This window comes from Bradyrhizobium sp. USDA 3311 (assembly GCF_054062495.1).
In genome coordinates, this window is the sequence record NZ_JBSSFI010000001.1 from 4,771,351 (window position 1) to 4,786,500 (window position 15,150).

The 15,150-nt window shown below is 63.9% G+C and carries 12 protein-coding genes; 6 read left to right on the forward strand and 6 right to left on the reverse strand.

Annotated elements, in window-relative coordinates; translation table 11 throughout:
- Positions 1-7 precede the first annotated feature (7 nt).
- Positions 8-2,515 (forward strand): patatin-like phospholipase family protein, encoded by a 2,508-nt coding sequence (locus ACVWW6_RS22585; RefSeq protein ID WP_271612097.1) that lies wholly within the window; start codon positions 8-10, stop codon positions 2,513-2,515.
- Between the two features lie 21 nt (positions 2,516-2,536).
- Here ACVWW6_RS22585 and ACVWW6_RS22590 read toward each other — a convergent pair whose 3' ends face one another.
- From ACVWW6_RS22590 to mddA, 4 genes are all read right to left on the reverse strand, one after another.
- Positions 2,537-3,457: a hypothetical protein gene (locus ACVWW6_RS22590; RefSeq protein ID WP_028173353.1), complete on the reverse strand. Its 921-nt coding sequence runs from the start codon at positions 3,455-3,457 to the stop codon at positions 2,537-2,539.
- A gap of 335 nt (positions 3,458-3,792) precedes the next feature.
- Positions 3,793-4,545, reverse strand: coding sequence for a PaaI family thioesterase (locus ACVWW6_RS22595; protein ID WP_456681399.1), 753 nt, complete (start codon positions 4,543-4,545; stop codon positions 3,793-3,795).
- A 29-nt stretch (positions 4,546-4,574) separates the two neighbouring features.
- Positions 4,575-5,552, reverse strand: coding sequence for an NADPH:quinone oxidoreductase family protein (locus tag ACVWW6_RS22600; RefSeq protein WP_456681400.1), 978 nt, complete (start codon positions 5,550-5,552; stop codon positions 4,575-4,577).
- Positions 5,549-6,328: a methanethiol S-methyltransferase gene (gene mddA, locus ACVWW6_RS22605; RefSeq protein WP_456681401.1), complete on the reverse strand. Its 780-nt coding sequence runs from the start codon at positions 6,326-6,328 to the stop codon at positions 5,549-5,551. The genes ACVWW6_RS22600 and mddA overlap by 4 nt, the downstream gene beginning before the upstream one ends.
- Before the next feature lie 139 nt (positions 6,329-6,467).
- Between mddA and ACVWW6_RS22610 the strand changes: the two genes are divergently transcribed.
- The gene (locus ACVWW6_RS22610; RefSeq protein ID WP_456681402.1) at positions 6,468-8,009 is read left to right on the forward strand and encodes an alpha/beta fold hydrolase; all 1,542 of its coding nucleotides are present in this window, start codon (positions 6,468-6,470) and stop codon (positions 8,007-8,009) included.
- A gap of 107 nt (positions 8,010-8,116) precedes the next feature.
- Here the strand turns inward: ACVWW6_RS22610 and ACVWW6_RS22615 are convergent, their stop codons facing one another.
- Positions 8,117-8,764 carry a TetR/AcrR family transcriptional regulator gene (locus ACVWW6_RS22615; RefSeq protein WP_011088483.1) on the reverse strand — a complete coding sequence of 216 codons (648 nt, stop codon included), beginning with the start codon at positions 8,762-8,764 and terminating at the stop codon, positions 8,117-8,119.
- 247 nt (positions 8,765-9,011) lie between these two features.
- Here ACVWW6_RS22615 and ACVWW6_RS22620 point away from each other — a divergent pair, with 247 nt between their 5' ends.
- The 3 genes from ACVWW6_RS22620 to ACVWW6_RS22630 are packed head-to-tail and all read left to right on the forward strand — an operon-like array spanning position 9,012 to position 11,650.
- The gene (locus ACVWW6_RS22620; protein WP_011088482.1) at positions 9,012-9,554 is read left to right on the forward strand and encodes an OsmC family protein; all 543 of its coding nucleotides are present in this window, start codon (positions 9,012-9,014) and stop codon (positions 9,552-9,554) included.
- Between the two features lie 35 nt (positions 9,555-9,589).
- A complete protein-coding gene (locus tag ACVWW6_RS22625) occupies positions 9,590-10,723 on the forward strand; it encodes an acyl-CoA dehydrogenase family protein (protein ID WP_271612092.1) in 1,134 nt (377 codons plus the stop codon).
- Positions 10,724-10,771: 48 nt separating this feature from the next.
- Positions 10,772-11,650 carry a sulfurtransferase gene (locus ACVWW6_RS22630; protein WP_456681403.1) on the forward strand — a complete coding sequence of 293 codons (879 nt, stop codon included), beginning with the start codon at positions 10,772-10,774 and terminating at the stop codon, positions 11,648-11,650.
- Between the two features lie 6 nt (positions 11,651-11,656).
- Here ACVWW6_RS22630 and ACVWW6_RS22635 read toward each other — a convergent pair whose 3' ends face one another.
- Positions 11,657-13,585, reverse strand: coding sequence for a sigma 54-interacting transcriptional regulator (locus tag ACVWW6_RS22635; RefSeq protein WP_456681404.1), 1,929 nt, complete (start codon positions 13,583-13,585; stop codon positions 11,657-11,659).
- Between the two features lie 159 nt (positions 13,586-13,744).
- On the opposite strand from ACVWW6_RS22635, the gene ACVWW6_RS22640 reads away from it, so the two are divergent.
- The gene (locus tag ACVWW6_RS22640) at positions 13,745-15,124 is read left to right on the forward strand and encodes a CmpA/NrtA family ABC transporter substrate-binding protein (protein WP_456681405.1); all 1,380 of its coding nucleotides are present in this window, start codon (positions 13,745-13,747) and stop codon (positions 15,122-15,124) included.
- Positions 15,125-15,150: the final 26 nt, after the last annotated feature.

The window sequence follows — 15,150 nt, forward strand, 5'->3', positions numbered from 1 at the left end:
AAGGAGCTTGACGCAGGCGGGGGCCACAGCGATCGCGCGGCAGCACGAAGCCGCCGTTTTGCAGGATGAACGCGCTGCTGTGGCCGTGGGCCGGAAGAGAGCTGTAACCGGCCCCTGGATTGGGCTCGCGCTGTCAGGGGGAGGCATTCGCTCGGCGACGTTCTGTCTCGGTGCATTGCAAAGATTTGCCAACAGCGGCTTGCTCAAGCATTTCGACTACATATCGAGCGTGTCCGGCGGCGGATATGCCGCGTCGGCGGTGCAGTGGAAATGGCATGACGATCCCAACACCGACGCGGGCGCAAACTTTCCCTATGGCAGCGAGCAAACGCAATCTCTTGCGAGTGAAAATGAGAGCCTGAAGTATTTGCGCTGGCACGCCAGCTTTCTCGCGCCAGGCGGCGGCATCTCGATCTGGTCGGGAATCGCGGTTCTGCTTCGCACGTTTCTGATCAGCGTTTTCTTCTGGCTGCCACTGGCGATCGCGTTCATGCTGGTCGTATTCGTGGCCACCGGCTTTCACGCCTTCTACGAATCGTACGGGACCATGGGAGAGCTAACCGTCCCAAAACTGGAAGCCATGACCCTGTCGTTGCCATGGATCGGCATCTGCGTTTCGGCGTTTGCCGGTGTCTTCATTTTCGCCATTGTGTTGCTTCTGGCGATTGCGCTGATCGGGACGATATTCCTTGCGATCATCTCGATCCTCATTCCTCCCGAGACCACGGAAAACCGCGGTGACCGCATCGCCCGGGCCGGGCGTTGTGCCGCCGTCGGCATCGCCGGGCTGCTGGTCTCCTACTTCACGTTCGGTCACTTCGGAGCACGTTTCGATCTGGCTACTGTCGATCCCGTCACTTCGGCGCTGTTGATTGCGACCGCCGGATTCGGTCTGTTCGGCGCGTGCGCGATTATTGTCGGCATTCTGCAGCTTTCAGGAATACTGGAGTTCGGCGTCAACTATGCGGTGCGGCGCAAATACGAGCTGGCCGCGACGGTGTGGTTTCCCACCCTGATCGCGTGCCTCACGTTCGGATCTCTTCCCTTTGTGTTCGAGGCAATCGCGGATTCCACCAAGAGCTATCCAACCGGAGGAAAGGCGCTGATCGGAATCTTCACCGTCGCCAGCGGATTTCTTTCCGGTCTTTATGGTCACTTCGTGCAGGCGCAGCGGCTCGCGCCCTCTCTTGCCACCCGCGTCGCGGCCACTTTGGCGGCCGGTGCCTTTCTCTATCTCATACTCGTGATCGCCTATGCTGGAGCGAGATTTCTAATCCAGCCGCAACATCTCACCGCAGACCAGGCACAATATTGCCGCGAGTTTTTCGCTGCGCTCCTGGTGTTTTCAGTTGCCTTTGGATGGTGGAGCAACGTCAACTACCTCGGTCTGCATCGCTTCTATCGCGACCGCCTGATGGAAGCCTTCATGCCGACGATTGAGCAAAAGGCGGCGGATGCGCCAAATTATAGCGATGCGGACCGGTTGCCATTGGCGGCGATATGGCCACCCAAACAGACCAGTCCGCTTCCTTATCCACTGATCAACACCAACGTCATTCTGGTCAACGACCTCGATCAGACGGTTGCGCTTCGCGGCGGAGCCAGTTTTCTGTTGAGCCCGTGTTATGTCGGGAGTTTTACAACGGGATGGCTTTCGACATCGGACCACGGCAAGCGGCATGGTCCAATGACGCTCGCCTCTGCCATGGCAGCCTCGGGCGCCGCTGCCAACGCGAATGCCGGTTTTATCGGGACCGGCATCACGCGTGATCGGTTGATCTCGACCGTCATGATGCTCTTCAATCTCCGCCTCGGCCTTTGGATTGGCGCTCCCGGCGCATCTCGGGGAACGCCGAACTATTTCTCGCCGGGCCTCAAGTACGGGGTGTTTCGGTCCGGCTATCAGCGCGACAGCGATTTTCTCGAGCTGAGCGACGGAGGGCACTTCGACAATCTGGGAGCCTACGAGCTCATCCGGAGGCGCTGCGATGTGGTGATCGTGCTCGACTCGGAGGAGGATCCGTCAACGGCAATGTCGGCCCTCGCCTCGGTATGTCAGCGAGTGCGCGAAGATTTCGGTGTCATCATCAAGATCGAGGCAGAGGCAGATACCATCGCGCCCGCAGGGGACATGGGCTATCCGGCCGGCGCGAAGTTCGCGAAGAAATCCTACTTCGTGGCCTCGATCGATTATCCTGCCGAGCACCGTGCCGGGATTGCGGACCAAGCGAAGACCGGAACATTCGTTTATCTGAAATCGGGAATGATCAAGCAGCTCAGCTTTTCCACCAAAGGGTACAAGGCCAAATATCCTGATTTCCCGAATCAATCCACTGTCGATCAGTTTTTCGACTCGGCCCAGTTCGAGGCATATCGAGACCTGGGCTGGTCCAGCGTCGAAATGATGGCAAATGCATTTGGGTTGGATGCCGCTGCTACAGCAGACGACTTCGTTCGGCGGTTGACGGGGGCCCCGCCTTTTGCTGCTCCGGCTCCGAGCGCGCCCGCTGGGTGATGAGTGGCGCAGCCGGCGCTTCTAAGGCTCCCCTCCGGTTGTCGGACCTAGCCGGATTTCCTTCACTCTGCCGAAGTCGAACCCAACCTGTTTCCTGCGATCGAGATCGTTAACTCGGATCACCTGCGCGGTGCCTCGTGGGCTGATCCGGAAGGGTACGCAAGCGATGCCGGCAACTGTCTGATAGGGCTTGATCTCAACCCGACGCTCCCGCAAATTTTCTCTGTTGGCAGAAGCTGGAGGAACAATCAGGGACGCGACCCACCGAAAGCCCCCCGAGGCCGCTTGCGAAGCCGCGCCGCTGATGCCGTGGTCGACGATATCTGTCACAAACGAAAATTGTGAGCGGTTACTTCGCGCTTCGTAGCTTCCATCGTAACGCTTTTTGTCATCCGTTCGCCTGCATTTCTGGTCACGAGAAGCATAGTCCGTTGCGTCGTAGCCAGTATGGAAGTGTTGCAAAGTAGTGAGGCCAGTGTCGCTCCCGTCCGGGCGCTCCAGGATCTCGCCGCGATCGTAACCCAGGTCGTGATAGGCCTCGTATGCGAGCGTTGAAACGCTGTTCAAATATGAACGCTGGCTTCCACAATTCGAGCCGACGCCGGATCGTCGCAACAAGACGCGGCCATAGTCCGGCCGGTCGGAGGTCAGTTGCGGTCCAAGCCTCGCCGTCTTTATCACGATCGCACCGGCCCGGTCATCGCCGGCCGTCTTGACGACGAAATAGAGAGTTGTCCACTTTCGCTGGGGGGCCTCGAACTCATTCGCGGAAATGACCGGGGTCATCGTTCGACCGTCGAATGCGTACAGCGTGTCATCTTCAAGCGCGGCGGATGCCATGGGACAGACGTAGGTTGGGTTCGCCGGCGCCGAACTGTCGCACAGTAGGAAAAATCCAAACAGGCTGGTCGAAAAGAGCAGAGAGGCTGGGGCAAGACGCATCAGGCACTCCTATCGCATAAGCACTATATTTTTGCAGGCGGCGCATTTCGAAACTGCAGCCGCGAGCGCACCAAAGTGATTTTCGAAGCAATCGCACAGCGCGGCGGAAGCCGCCGTCCGAAGCCCGGACGGCCGGCAGAGTAACACAGGTTGCGGTAGCTAAAAATGCCCGATTGAGGTGTGAACAGCCTCGGGAGAGCCGCTTACACCCGCCACGGGCCGTTCGGCGTGGCTTGGTCGCATCGCGTTTGGTTGGCCGAAGTCAGCTCATCGCCGCGGCGCTTTTGCTCTTGAAAAGGTATGGGGCGGGGGCTTCTCCCGTCGCCCGCCGAGCATCACCCGCACCCCAGCTGCACCTCGCGCTCCACTGCAATCCATGTCGCGCGCGCCACGGCCAGCAACCTCCCGGTTTCATCATGCACTGCGGCCTCGGCCGTGCGCTTGCGGCCGTCGCGGCCGGTCGGCCAGGCCGTGATGACGCAGCGGTCGCCGGGGCGCGGCCGGGCCTCGATGCGTGCCGACATCCGTCCCAGCAGGAGCGGCGCCTGGTCGAAGCTGTCGCTCTCCTGATTGTAGTTGCAGGCATAGCCGGTGGGACAATCGAGCGCCGACCAGAGAAATTCGCTTGCGACAAGGCCGTCCTCGGCGACCAGATTCGGATCCGGTATCCAGCTCGCCGCGAGAACGGCATTCCGCACATCACGCCCGAGCGGTCCGGCGAAAATGCGAAGGCCGTCGCCCTTCGCCCTGGCGGGTCCGCACACGAAGCAGGTCGGCAACGGGTGCTCGTGCGGCTTGACCGGCGTCCGCAGCTCGGCGGCGCGGGCCTCCTCGAAGCTGGCTTTCTCCAGCCGCGCCAGTTCGACATTTGTCGGCCGCCCGGTCGCGACGAGCTTGGCGCCATCGCGAAGCTCCCATGTGCCGTCGTCGGTCGCGATCGCATCGAGCGGCCTGTCCAGCGGCGGCGGTGCGCGCAGCGTCACCTCCGCAGTGCCGGGAATGTGCCGCGCCAGCCGGCCGCAGACATAGCCGCCGTTGCCGGAGTTCGGCGGACCGCAATAGCGCTTGTCGATGATGATCCGGGTCATCGGTTATGCTCTCTCTTCGTCGGCACACTCTACCTGATCTTGAGGACAATTCGTCCCTGAACCGTGCGATTGGCCACGGCGCGCATGGCGTCCCCGGCCTCCTCCAAAGGGAGGATGCGATCGATATGCGGGCGGATTCGTCCGTCGGCCAGCAATTGCATCAGCGTGACGTTCATGCGCGCGGCCTCCGCGGAAAACCTCTCCGCCCAGGCGCCGACGAAGACGCCGATGATGGAATAGTTTTTCAGGAGCGGCAGGTTCATCGGGACCTGTGGAATCTCGCCGCTGGTGAATCCGATCGGCAGCAGCCGCCCGCCCCATTTCATCAGCCGCGCCATCTGCTCGAAGACCGCTCCGCCGACATTGTCGAAGCCGATATCGATGCCTTCTCCCGATGTGATCGACTTGATCCGGTCGCGCAGGTCCTCGCCGCGATAGTTGACGATTTCGCTGGCGCCGTAACCGCGCACCAGGGCGGCCTTGTCATCGGAGCCGACACCGGCGACGACGCGCAGGCCGAAATGGCGGCTGAGGTCCACGGCGGCTAGTCCAACGCCGCCGGCAGCGCCGGTGATGAACACGGTTTCGCCGGCTTCCGCCCGTGCGCGCTCGACCAGCGCATAATAGGCCGTGCCGTAATTGTGCAGCACCGTCGCTGCCGCTTCGAACGCGACGCCATCGGGCAGACGCACGCTCTTCGATTGCTTCGCGGTCATCCGTTCGGCGTAGCCGCCGGTCCAACTGCTGCACGCCACCCGATCGCCCGGGGTGAATGTCGTGACCTTGTCGCCGACCGCGACGACGATGCCGGATGCTTCCGTGCCGGGCACGAAGGGGGTCGGCGGCCGCATCTGGTAAAGGCCCGAAACCATTAACTGGTCCATGAAGCTCACGGACGCCGCGTGGACGTCGATGAGAATCTCGTCGCCGGCAGGCCTCGGCTCGTCGATCTCGCTGAGGCGCAAGTCCGCAGGGCCGGTGAACGAGCTGCACAGAACCGCTTTCATCGGGGTGCTCCAACGGGACGAGGCGATTTCCGATCGTCCGTCCGGCGGCGGGCGAAAAGGCGCGGCACCAGCATGGGAACGCGGCGGCGATATTCCTGGTAGGTCGCGCCGAACTCGGCGATCAGATCCCGCTCCTCGAACTGCAACGCCACCAGGATGTAGGCCGTGTTCGCGAGCGTGAACAGCAAGTGGCCGGCGGTCATCGCGGGCGTCGCCCAGAATGCGAGCAGGAAGCCGAGCATGAGCGGATGCCGCACGATCTTGTAGAGCAGCGGCGTCCTGAAGGATTGACCTGATATCTCGGTCCCGCGGAACGCGACGAAAGCCTGACGCAGACCGAACAGATCGAAATGGTCGATCATGTGGGTCGAGGCAAACGCGATCAGCCAGCCGAGCCAATGCACGCCGATCAGCAGCCAGGCCGCTATTCCGCTCGTTTGCCAGACCGGCGTCGGGATCGGACGCCACTGCCAGAACAGCAGCAGGAGGATCAGGCTGGAGAGCAGCACGTAGGTGCTGCGCTGGCAGGCCGGGGGAAGGAATTTGGCCCACCATCGTTTGAAGGCCGGGCGCGCCATGACGCTGTGCTGGATGGCAAACAGGGTCATCAGCAGCAGGTTGACGAGGATGGCCTCGCCCAAGTTCGTGGGGCTGCCGACGTCGATCGACTTCGGCACGACATAATTGTCGACGAAACCGAGGGCGTAGAGAAATGAGACCGTGAATACGGCATAGCTCACGATGGCGTAGAGCAGGATTGCGAGGCGCGCGAACATGTTTTTTCCTATTGCGCGGACGGCGGCAGTGCCGCATGCAGGAGCCTCAATCGCTCACCGGCGAGCGGGCTCGATCTGACCCGATTGTTATCGCTGGACCGTCCCCTGAGCGTCCCCCGGCCGGGGAGGGAGGATTTCCATGACGGCCTTCTCGCTGGAAACATTTGGCTTCCCTGAGGTCCATGCCGACGACCGCCTGATCAAGCTGGCCTTACGCAAGGGTCTTGCGCTGCTGGTCTATGTCGCGGAGGCCAAGGGTGCTGTGGCGCGGGACGTCGTGGCCACGCTGCTGTGGCCCGAGAGCCCCGGCGAGACCGGACGTGCGCGATTGCGGCGGCTGCTTCACCGCATCGAGCAGACGCTCGGCCAGCCGGTTTTCGAGACTGATCGCGCCAGCGTGCGATGGTCACCCGCGATCGCGCTGAAAGTCGATACGCATCTGTTCGAGAGCGCCTGCGACCGCGGCGACTTTGAGCAGGCCTGCCGGATCTACCGGAGTGACTTCCTGGCCGGCTTCGCGCTGGACGATTGTCCCGAATTCGACGATTGGGCGTTCTTCCGCCGGGAGGCGCTGCGGGGGCGGCTCATGAACGCGCTGGAGCGGCTGGTGCAGGACAAGAACGCCGCGGGCGAGCATTTTGCCGCCACAGTGCACGCGGGACGTCTGGTCGAGCTCGATCCGCTCAGCGAAGTCTATGGCCGCCATCTGATCCGCAGCTTGCTGCTGGCCGGCGACCGAAGCGCGGCTGAGCGGCACCACGCGGCACTGACGCAGCGGCTGCGCGACGAGCTCGGGGTTGCGCCGGAAGCCGAGACCGAAGCGCTGATGAGTCCCGCGGCGACAGCGCTTGCCGTTCCGACGACACGCTATGTGAAGGGCGCCGGCGTGCATCTGGCGTATCAGACCTATGGCAGCGGCCCGCTCGATATCCTGGTCATGCCCGGCTTCGTGTCGCATGTGGAGCGCGCCTGGGAGCATCCCGCGAGCCGGACGTTTCTGGCGTCGTTGATGAAGCTCGGGCGGCTGATCGTGTTCGATCGTCGCGGCATCGGGCTGTCCGACCGGGTCGGATCGGCCCCTGGCATCGACGTCACCGCGGAGGATATCGGCACGGTCCTGCGCGCGACGAATGCGCGCCGCGTCGTGCTGTTCGGCGCCTCCGAGTGCGGGCCGGCCTGCATCAAATTTGCGGTCGATGAGCCGCGCCTCGTGGCCGGGCTCATCCTGTTCGGCGCCCTGGCCAAGGGCTGCTGGTCGCAGGACTATCCGCATGCGCTGCGCGCCAGCCAGTATGACGCCTGGCGCCAGCAGCTCGTCGCGCAATGGGGCGGTCCGGTCGGGATCGAAACTTTTGCGCCGAGCCTGGCTCGTGATGCCCAGGCGCGCGCCTGGTGGGCGGGGCTGCTGCGCGCGGCCTCCAGTCCCGGCGGCATCTCCGCCGTGCTGGAGGCGTTTCGCGACGCCGACGTGCGGCATCTCCTGGCGCAGATCGCCGTGCCGACGCTCGTGTTGCACCGGCGGGGCGACCGGGCGGTGCGGATCGCGGCCGGCCGCGACATCGCGAGCCGGATCAGCGGCGCGGAGTTCGTCGAGCTCGACGGCAACGATCACTGGTTCTTTGCCGGCGATCAGCAGCCGGTGCTGGCGGCGATCGGGGGATTTATGAAACGGACATTGTAGGGTGGGCAAAGCGAAGCGTGCCCACCATCTCGATCAACAAGGTCGCGAAGATCTGGTGGGCACGGCGCTTTGCGCCTTTTGCGCACCCTACGGGATCATGGCGAGGCTTACACCGCCTCTAACTGATCCGCGGCGCGCTTCTTCTTCGTTCTGGACTGGCCGAGCAGGGGGCCGGCCGTGAGCGCGGCCGTATCCGCCACGCCCGGGTCGCGCGAGATCATCGCTGCGACGATCGCGCCGTCGATGATGAGGCCGAGCTGGTGCGCGAGCACTGCCGGCTCGCTCGAGCCGAGCTCGCCGGCGAGCTTCTCGATGTGGCCGAGCACGATCTTCTTGTGCTTCAGCGCGATGTTGCGGAATTGTTTTGCGTCCTTGTCGTGCTCGCCGACGGCGTTGATGAACGGGCAGCCGTAGAAGCGTTCCTCGGCGAACCAGCTCTTCAGCGCGGGGAAGATGCGCGTGAGTTTTGCCTGCGCGTCGCCGCCGCCTTGCTCCATGGCGCCGATGAACCATTCGCGCCACTGCTTGCCTTCGCTCTCCAGCACCGCGTTGACGAGGTTGGTCTTGGAGCCGAACAATTTATAGAGCGTGGTCTTGGCCGTGCCGGCTTCCTCGATGATCGCGTCGATGCCGGTGGCGTTGATGCCGTTCTTGCAGAACAGATGCGTCGCGGCGCTCAAGAGGCGCCCGCGCGCGGATTCGTCTTCGCCGGCACCGGCGTGGGGCGAGATCTTCTTCGATGACGTCTTTGCCATGAGTCCAAACTTACCCGCAGCGACGCCGCATCAGCAAGCCGCATCTGTTCCGCGCTGAAAAGATTCGCAAAGCGCAACCCATCTGCATCGCCTTTGGGCATGGGGCGGCTGATCAATCCGCAGGCAGCGCCGGCTAAGCGGCTCCAATGCTTCGCCTTTTGTTTTTGGCCGCCTCTGGCACGCTCCATGCAAGGAAACAGACCGTTCGGTATCCTGCCGATTTCCTCGGCTGCCAGGGAGAAAACTGATGACTGCCGTCGTTCAAAAGACCGTGCTGACGGGTTGCCTCGCGCCCATCGACAAGAATGGCCTCGAGCAACTGATCGCGAGCGGCAAGGCCAATCCGAAGGTCGTCAAGACCTTGAAATGCAAGACAGTCGCGGAAGGAAAATTCCGCCACGCCAACTACATCCGCAATCTGCAGCCCTACATCGTCGACGAGCCGCCGGGCCTTCTGGGTGACGATACCGCGCCCAATCCGTCGGAAGCCTCGCTCGCCGCGCTCGGCTCCTGCCTTGCGGTCGGCCTGCACGCCAACGCCGTGCATCGCGGCTGGATCGTCAACAAGCTCGAGCTCGAGCTCGAGGGCGACCTCAACATCACGGCCGTGTGGGGCACCGGCGATGTCTCCGACAAGCCCGTTGGCTTCACCGACGTGCGCGTCAAGGTCGACATGGAGTGCGAGGGCATCTCGCAGGACGAGATCAACGCGCTGGTCGCCCATGTGAAGAAATGGTCGCCTGTCGCCAACACCTTCACCCGTCCGGTCAATCTCGAGGTCGGCATCTAGGCTGACGGCAACAGGACAAGGTGCGGGAGGCGATCATGGGTTCACTGGCTTTATCGCGGGTCGACGTTTTGGATCAACCCGCACCGTCCATTGCAGGCGAGGTAGCGCGGATCGCGCGCGAGCAGCTCGCGCCGCTCGCCGCCGGTATCGACGACGGCTCGGTCTATCCGGCCGAGGTGCTGCGCGAATTCGGCGCGGTCGGCGCGTGGGGCAGTCATATGCCGCACGAAGGTCCCGCGGATTTGCGCTGCGCCATCCAGGCGATGGCGGCGATCGGCGAGGTCTGCGGCGCTACGGCGTTCATGGCCTGGTGCCAGAACACGCTGGTCTGGTACGCCGCCAACTCGACCAATATGAAGCTCGCGAGGCGCTTCGGCGATGCCTTCTCGACCGGCCGGGTGCTCGGCGGCACCGGGCTCTCCAATCCGATGAAGAGCTTCTTCGGCATCGAGAAGCTCAAGCTGAAAGGGCGGAAGGTCGAGGGCGGCTACATCGTCCGCGGCGCGCTGCCCTGGGTCTCCAATCTCGGCCCCGATCATTATTTCGGCACCATCTTCCAGTGCGAGGACGATCAGGGCATCGCAAGTGGCGAGCCCGGGACTGTGATGTTTCTGGCCGATTGCTCGGACCCTGCGATCACACTCACGCCATGCAAGCCGTTCCTCGCCATGGACGGCACCGGTACCTATGGCGTGCAGTTCCGCGACGTCTTCGTGCCGGATGAGCTGATCCTCGCCGATCCCGCAGGTCCCTTCGTCAAGAAGATCCGCGCCGGCTTCATCCTGCTCCAGGCCGGCATGGCGCTCGGCGTTATCAGGGATTGCATCAACATCATGGACGAGGTCGGCGGTCCCCTCGGCCACATCAACCGTTATTTGCCGCAGCAGCCGGTGCACTTCCGCGACCTCGCCGCCGAGCTCGAGGCCGAGACCATGGCGCTGGCGCGCGATCCCTACAACGAGGAGGAGACCTATTGGCGCAAGGTGATCGCGCTCCGCCTGCGCGCCGGCGAAGCCAGCGTCGCGGCGGCGCATGCGGCGATGCTGCATTGTGGCGCGCGCGGTTACCTCAAAAGCCACCGCGCGCAGCGACGCCTGCGCGAGGCCTATTTCGTCGCGATCGTCACGCCTGCCACCAAGCAGTTGCGCAAGATGCTCGCCGATTCCTGATCTTTGCGAGTCCACCCGAAGACCCCCAACCTCAACGGAGAGGCTGCCATGACTGACGTTCTGATCACTGCCGTCGAACTCGCCGATCTCTTGAAGCTAGAGCCGTGTGTCGTCATCGACACCCGCAATCCCGATGCCTACGCCGCCGGCCATCTGCCCAATGCCGTCAACGTGCATGAGATCTTCACGTTCCTCGCGACCTCGACGCCTGAGGGCATGGCGGAGCTGAAGACAAAATTCGCCGACGCGTTCGGCGCCGCCGGTCTCTCCGGCAAGGAGACGGCCGTGATCTACGAGCAGTCGATGAACTCGGGCTTCGGCCAGTCCTGCCGCGGCTATTACCTGCTCACCATGCTCGGCTATCCCAAGGTGAAGGTGCTGCATGGCGGCTTCGATGCGTGGTCGGCCGCGGGCTTCCCGGTGACGAAGGACGTGCCGACGCCGGCGAAGGCGTCGTTCGCGATCGTGCCTGAGGCGGGCGAGATCCTGATCGATGCGAAGACGATGCTTGGCGCCGTCGGCAAGCCCGGCATCGCCATCCTCGACGTGCGCGATGTCGACGAGTGGATCGGCGACAGCTCGTCTCCTTATGGAAAGGATTTCTGCCCGCGCAAGGGCCGCATCCCCGGCGCGGTGTGGCTGGAATGGTACCGCATGATGAAGCCGACCGCCGAAGGCCCGCGCTTCAAGTCCAAGGACGAGATCCTGGCCGAATGCGCCACCGTCGGCATCTCGCAGACGACGCCGGTCTATCTCTACTGCTTCAAGGGGGCGCGGGCCTCGAACACGTTCCTGGCGCTGAAGAACGCCGGCGTGAAGGACGTGCGGATGTATTTCGGCTCCTGGAACGAATGGTCGCGCGATCCGTCGCTGCCGATCGAGCAAGGGCTGCCGATCGCATCCGAGGTGACGACCAAGGCGGCGTGAGCGTCGCTAACCGAAGGCCCGCGGACGGGGCGCGATCCCCAGCGCCTTGATCCGCGAGGCCAGCGTGGTCGGCTTGATATCAAGCATCTCCGCCGCGCCGCCGGGGCCGAACACCTTTCCCGCGCAGGCCTCGAGCGCGGCGAGAATATTGGCGCGCTCGTGATCGCGCATCTCCGCTGACGTCATGACCGCGGGCCGCGCATCGGCCTTCTGGCGCGCGGTGCCGGCCGGAGCTGGCGCGCCGGAGGTATCAGGCAGGTCGATGCGCAGGCGGCCGTTCTGCGACAGGATCGCGGCGCGCTCGATCACGTTCTGCAATTCGCGGACATTGCCGGGCCAGTCGTAGCGCGTGAGCCGCCGGGCATCGCCTTCCGACAGGCGCAAATTCGATTTCAGCGCCTTGCCCTCGCGCGTCAGAAAATGCTGGGCGAGCAGGGGAATGTCCTCGCGCCGCTCGCGCAAGGGCACCGTCTCGATCGGAAACACGTTGAGGCGGAAATAGAGGTCCTCGCGAAAACGTCCGCGCTGGACCTCCTGCTTGAGGTCGCGGTTGGTCGCGGCGATGACGCGGACGTCGACCGCGCGGGTGCGCTCCTGGCCGACGCGCTCGAAATTGCCTTCCTGCAACACGCGCAGCAGCTTGCCTTGCAATTCGAGCGGGATCTCGCCGACCTCGTCGAGGAACAGCGTGCCGCCGTCGGCGAGCTCGAACCGGCCGATGCGGTCGCGCGTCGCGCCGGTGAAGGCGCCGCGGACATGGCCGAAGAACTCGCTCTCGAACAATTCGCGCGGGATCGCGGCGCAGTTGACGCGGATCAGCGGCCGGTCGCTGCGGGTGGAATCCTCGTGGATGGCGCGGGCGATCAGCTCCTTGCCGGTGCCGGACTCGCCGGTGATCATCACCGCCGCGGTGGTCGGCGCCACCAGCTTGACCTGGCGCAGCGTCTTCTGGATCGCCTCGCTTTGACCGATGATGCCGCGCGGATTGGTCTCGATGCGGATTTCTTCCTGGAGATAGGCGTTCTCGAGCTCGAGCCGCTCACGCAGGCGGTCGACCTCGGTGAGGGCTGCGTGCAGCTTCTCGTCGGCCTCGCGGCGCTGGCTGACGTCGCGAAACACCACGACGGCGCCGACCACGACGCCGCGGTCGCGGATCGGGGTGGAGGTGTATTCGACCCAGGCCGGCGAGCCGTCCTTGCGCCAAAACACCTCGCCGTCGACCTGATGCACGGCGCCGTCGCGGAACGCCGCGTAGATCGGACAGTCATGGTTGTGATAGTGCCGGCCATCGTGATGGGTGTGGTGCACGATCGGGTGGATCTCCTTGCCGACCAGCTCCTCGGCGGTCCAGCCCAGCATGCGTTCGGCCGCGGGATTGACGAAGGTGGTCTTGCCTTCCGCGTTCACGCCATAGATGCCTTCGCCGGCGGCGCGCAGGATCAGCTGGTTCTCGCGCTCGATGTCCTGGAACACCCGCTCGACCCGCTGCCAGGTCGAGATGCCGCTGCGCATGTGGTCTTCGGCGGCGGCATCGACATTGCGGCGCCGGCGCGCGTCGAGATCGGTCAGGGTGAGCTGCACCAGCGTGCGGCCGTCATGGGGCAGCACGCAGCCGGCATATTCCAGTCGGAGATTTTGTCCGGTGGCATGGCGAGGGGTGAGCGCCGTGGTCCAGTAGGCGCCCTTGTGCAGCACGGCCTGGGTGAACACGGTCAGGGCCGGAAGCTCGCCGGCGTGCAGGGTGCTCGCCCTGGTCTGCCGCAGCAGCGCGCGGTCGTAGCCGAGCAGGGCGCAGGCGGCCGGATTGGCGTCGATGATCTGGTCGGCATAGGGATCGACCAGCAGCGTGGCCTCGACCGAGGACTCGAACGCGGCGACGCGCGGGTCGAGGGCCTCGGAGGTATCATCGGGAGCGAACATCTGCGTCGTCGCCATTACGAAATCTCGTGATTGAACTACGAATTCTCGTGTATCACGAATTTTCGTAGCGACCAAGTGTGATGAAAAGTGCTGCGTCATCAAGGCACTGGACGGCCGAAAGGTGGTGGCATGCTCTTTGCGTAATTGCTCCTGCAATGACGCGCAGGAGGTCCGATGTCCACGTTCGACAATCCGTTTGATCCCAATCGCAACCTTCGAGCCGGCTGTGCCTGCGGCCAGCACCAGTCCGCGGCGGAGCACGAGCAGGCCACGGCGTTGCGCTGCTCGCAGATCGAGAGTGAGGAGAAGCGCTACGAGGGCGTCGTCGCCTCCGCCGTGATGCGCGCGATGTTTCCGCAGGACGTGGTCCGGCGCGCCTTCCTGAAATCGGTCGGCGCATCGACCGCACTCGCCGCACTGTCGCAGTTCTTCCCGCTTCAGACCGCGACCGAGGTCTTCGCGCAGGCCGGCACGCCGGAGAAGAAGGACCTCAAGGTCGGCTTCATCCCCATCACCTGCGCGACGCCGATCATCATGGCGGCGCCGATGGGCTTCTATGCCAAGCACGGCCTCAATGTCGAAGTGGTGAAGACCGCCGGCTGGGCCGTGATCCGCGACAAGACCATCAACAAGGAATACGACGCAGCTCACATGCTGGCGCCGATGCCGATCGCGATCTCGCTGGGGCTTGGCGCCAACGCGATTCCGTTTGCAGTGCCTGCGATCGAGAACATCAACGGGCAGGGCATCGTTCTGGCGACCAAGCACAAGGACAAGCGCGATCCGAAGGACTGGAAGGGCCTGAAATTCGCGATCCCCTTCGACTACTCCATGCACAATTATCTGCTGCGCTACTATCTCGCCGAGCACGGGCTCGACCCCGATACCGACGTGCAGTTGCGCTCGGTGCCGCCGCCGGAGATGGTCGCGAACCTCCGCGCCGACAACATCGACGGCTTCCTCGCGCCCGACAACATCTGCCAGCGCGCGATCTATGACGGCGTCGGCTTCATGCACCTGCTCTCGAAGGAGATCTGGGACGGCCATCCCTGCTGCAGCTTTGCCGCCAGCCGCGAATTCATCGCCACGGCGCCGAACAGCTTTGCCGCGCTGACGCGCGCCATCGTCGATGCCACCGCCTACGCGTCGAAGGCGGAGAACCGCAAGCAGATCGCGGAGGCCATCGCGCCCGCCAACTACATCAACGCGCCGGTCACGGTGCTGGAGCAGGTCCTGACCGGCACCTATGCCGACGGCCTCGGCGGCGTGAAGACCGACGCCAAGCGCGTCGATTTCGATCCGTTCCCCTGGCAGTCGTTTGCGGTGTGGATGCTGACGCAGATGAAGCGCTGGGGCCAGATCAAGGGCGACGTCGACTACAAGGCGGTGGCCGAGCAGGTGTATCTGGCGACGGATACCAAGAAGCTGATGACCGAGATGGGCCTGTCGCCGCCGGCAACCGCCTACAAGTCGTTCGCGGTGATGGGCAAGACTTTCGATCCGGCAAAGCCCGAGGATTACCTCGCGAGCTTCAAGATCAGGAAGGCGTCGTGATGGGCCGTGCGCTCTCTTCACCTCTC

What these genes read in the sequence shown, in the direction of transcription:
- ACVWW6_RS22590 (WP_028173353.1), bottom strand. Translation starts at nt 3,457, where the DNA reads ATGCGTCTTGCCCCAGCCTCTCTGCTCTTTTCGACCAGCCTGTTTGGA.
- ACVWW6_RS22595 (WP_456681399.1), bottom strand. Translation starts at nt 4,545, where the DNA reads ATGACCCGGATCATCATCGACAAGCGCTATTGCGGTCCGCCGAACTCC.
- ACVWW6_RS22600 (WP_456681400.1), bottom strand. Translation starts at nt 5,552, where the DNA reads ATGAAAGCGGTTCTGTGCAGCTCGTTCACCGGCCCTGCGGACTTGCGC.
- mddA (WP_456681401.1), bottom strand. Translation starts at nt 6,328, where the DNA reads ATGTTCGCGCGCCTCGCAATCCTGCTCTACGCCATCGTGAGCTATGCC.
- ACVWW6_RS22610 (WP_456681402.1), top strand. Translation starts at nt 6,468, where the DNA reads ATGACGGCCTTCTCGCTGGAAACATTTGGCTTCCCTGAGGTCCATGCC.
- ACVWW6_RS22615 (WP_011088483.1), bottom strand. Translation starts at nt 8,764, where the DNA reads ATGGCAAAGACGTCATCGAAGAAGATCTCGCCCCACGCCGGTGCCGGC.
- ACVWW6_RS22620 (WP_011088482.1), top strand. Translation starts at nt 9,012, where the DNA reads ATGACTGCCGTCGTTCAAAAGACCGTGCTGACGGGTTGCCTCGCGCCC.
- ACVWW6_RS22625 (WP_271612092.1), top strand. Translation starts at nt 9,590, where the DNA reads ATGGGTTCACTGGCTTTATCGCGGGTCGACGTTTTGGATCAACCCGCA.
- ACVWW6_RS22630 (WP_456681403.1), top strand. Translation starts at nt 10,772, where the DNA reads ATGACTGACGTTCTGATCACTGCCGTCGAACTCGCCGATCTCTTGAAG.
- ACVWW6_RS22635 (WP_456681404.1), bottom strand. Translation starts at nt 13,585, where the DNA reads ATGGCGACGACGCAGATGTTCGCTCCCGATGATACCTCCGAGGCCCTC.
- ACVWW6_RS22640 (WP_456681405.1), top strand. Translation starts at nt 13,745, where the DNA reads ATGTCCACGTTCGACAATCCGTTTGATCCCAATCGCAACCTTCGAGCC.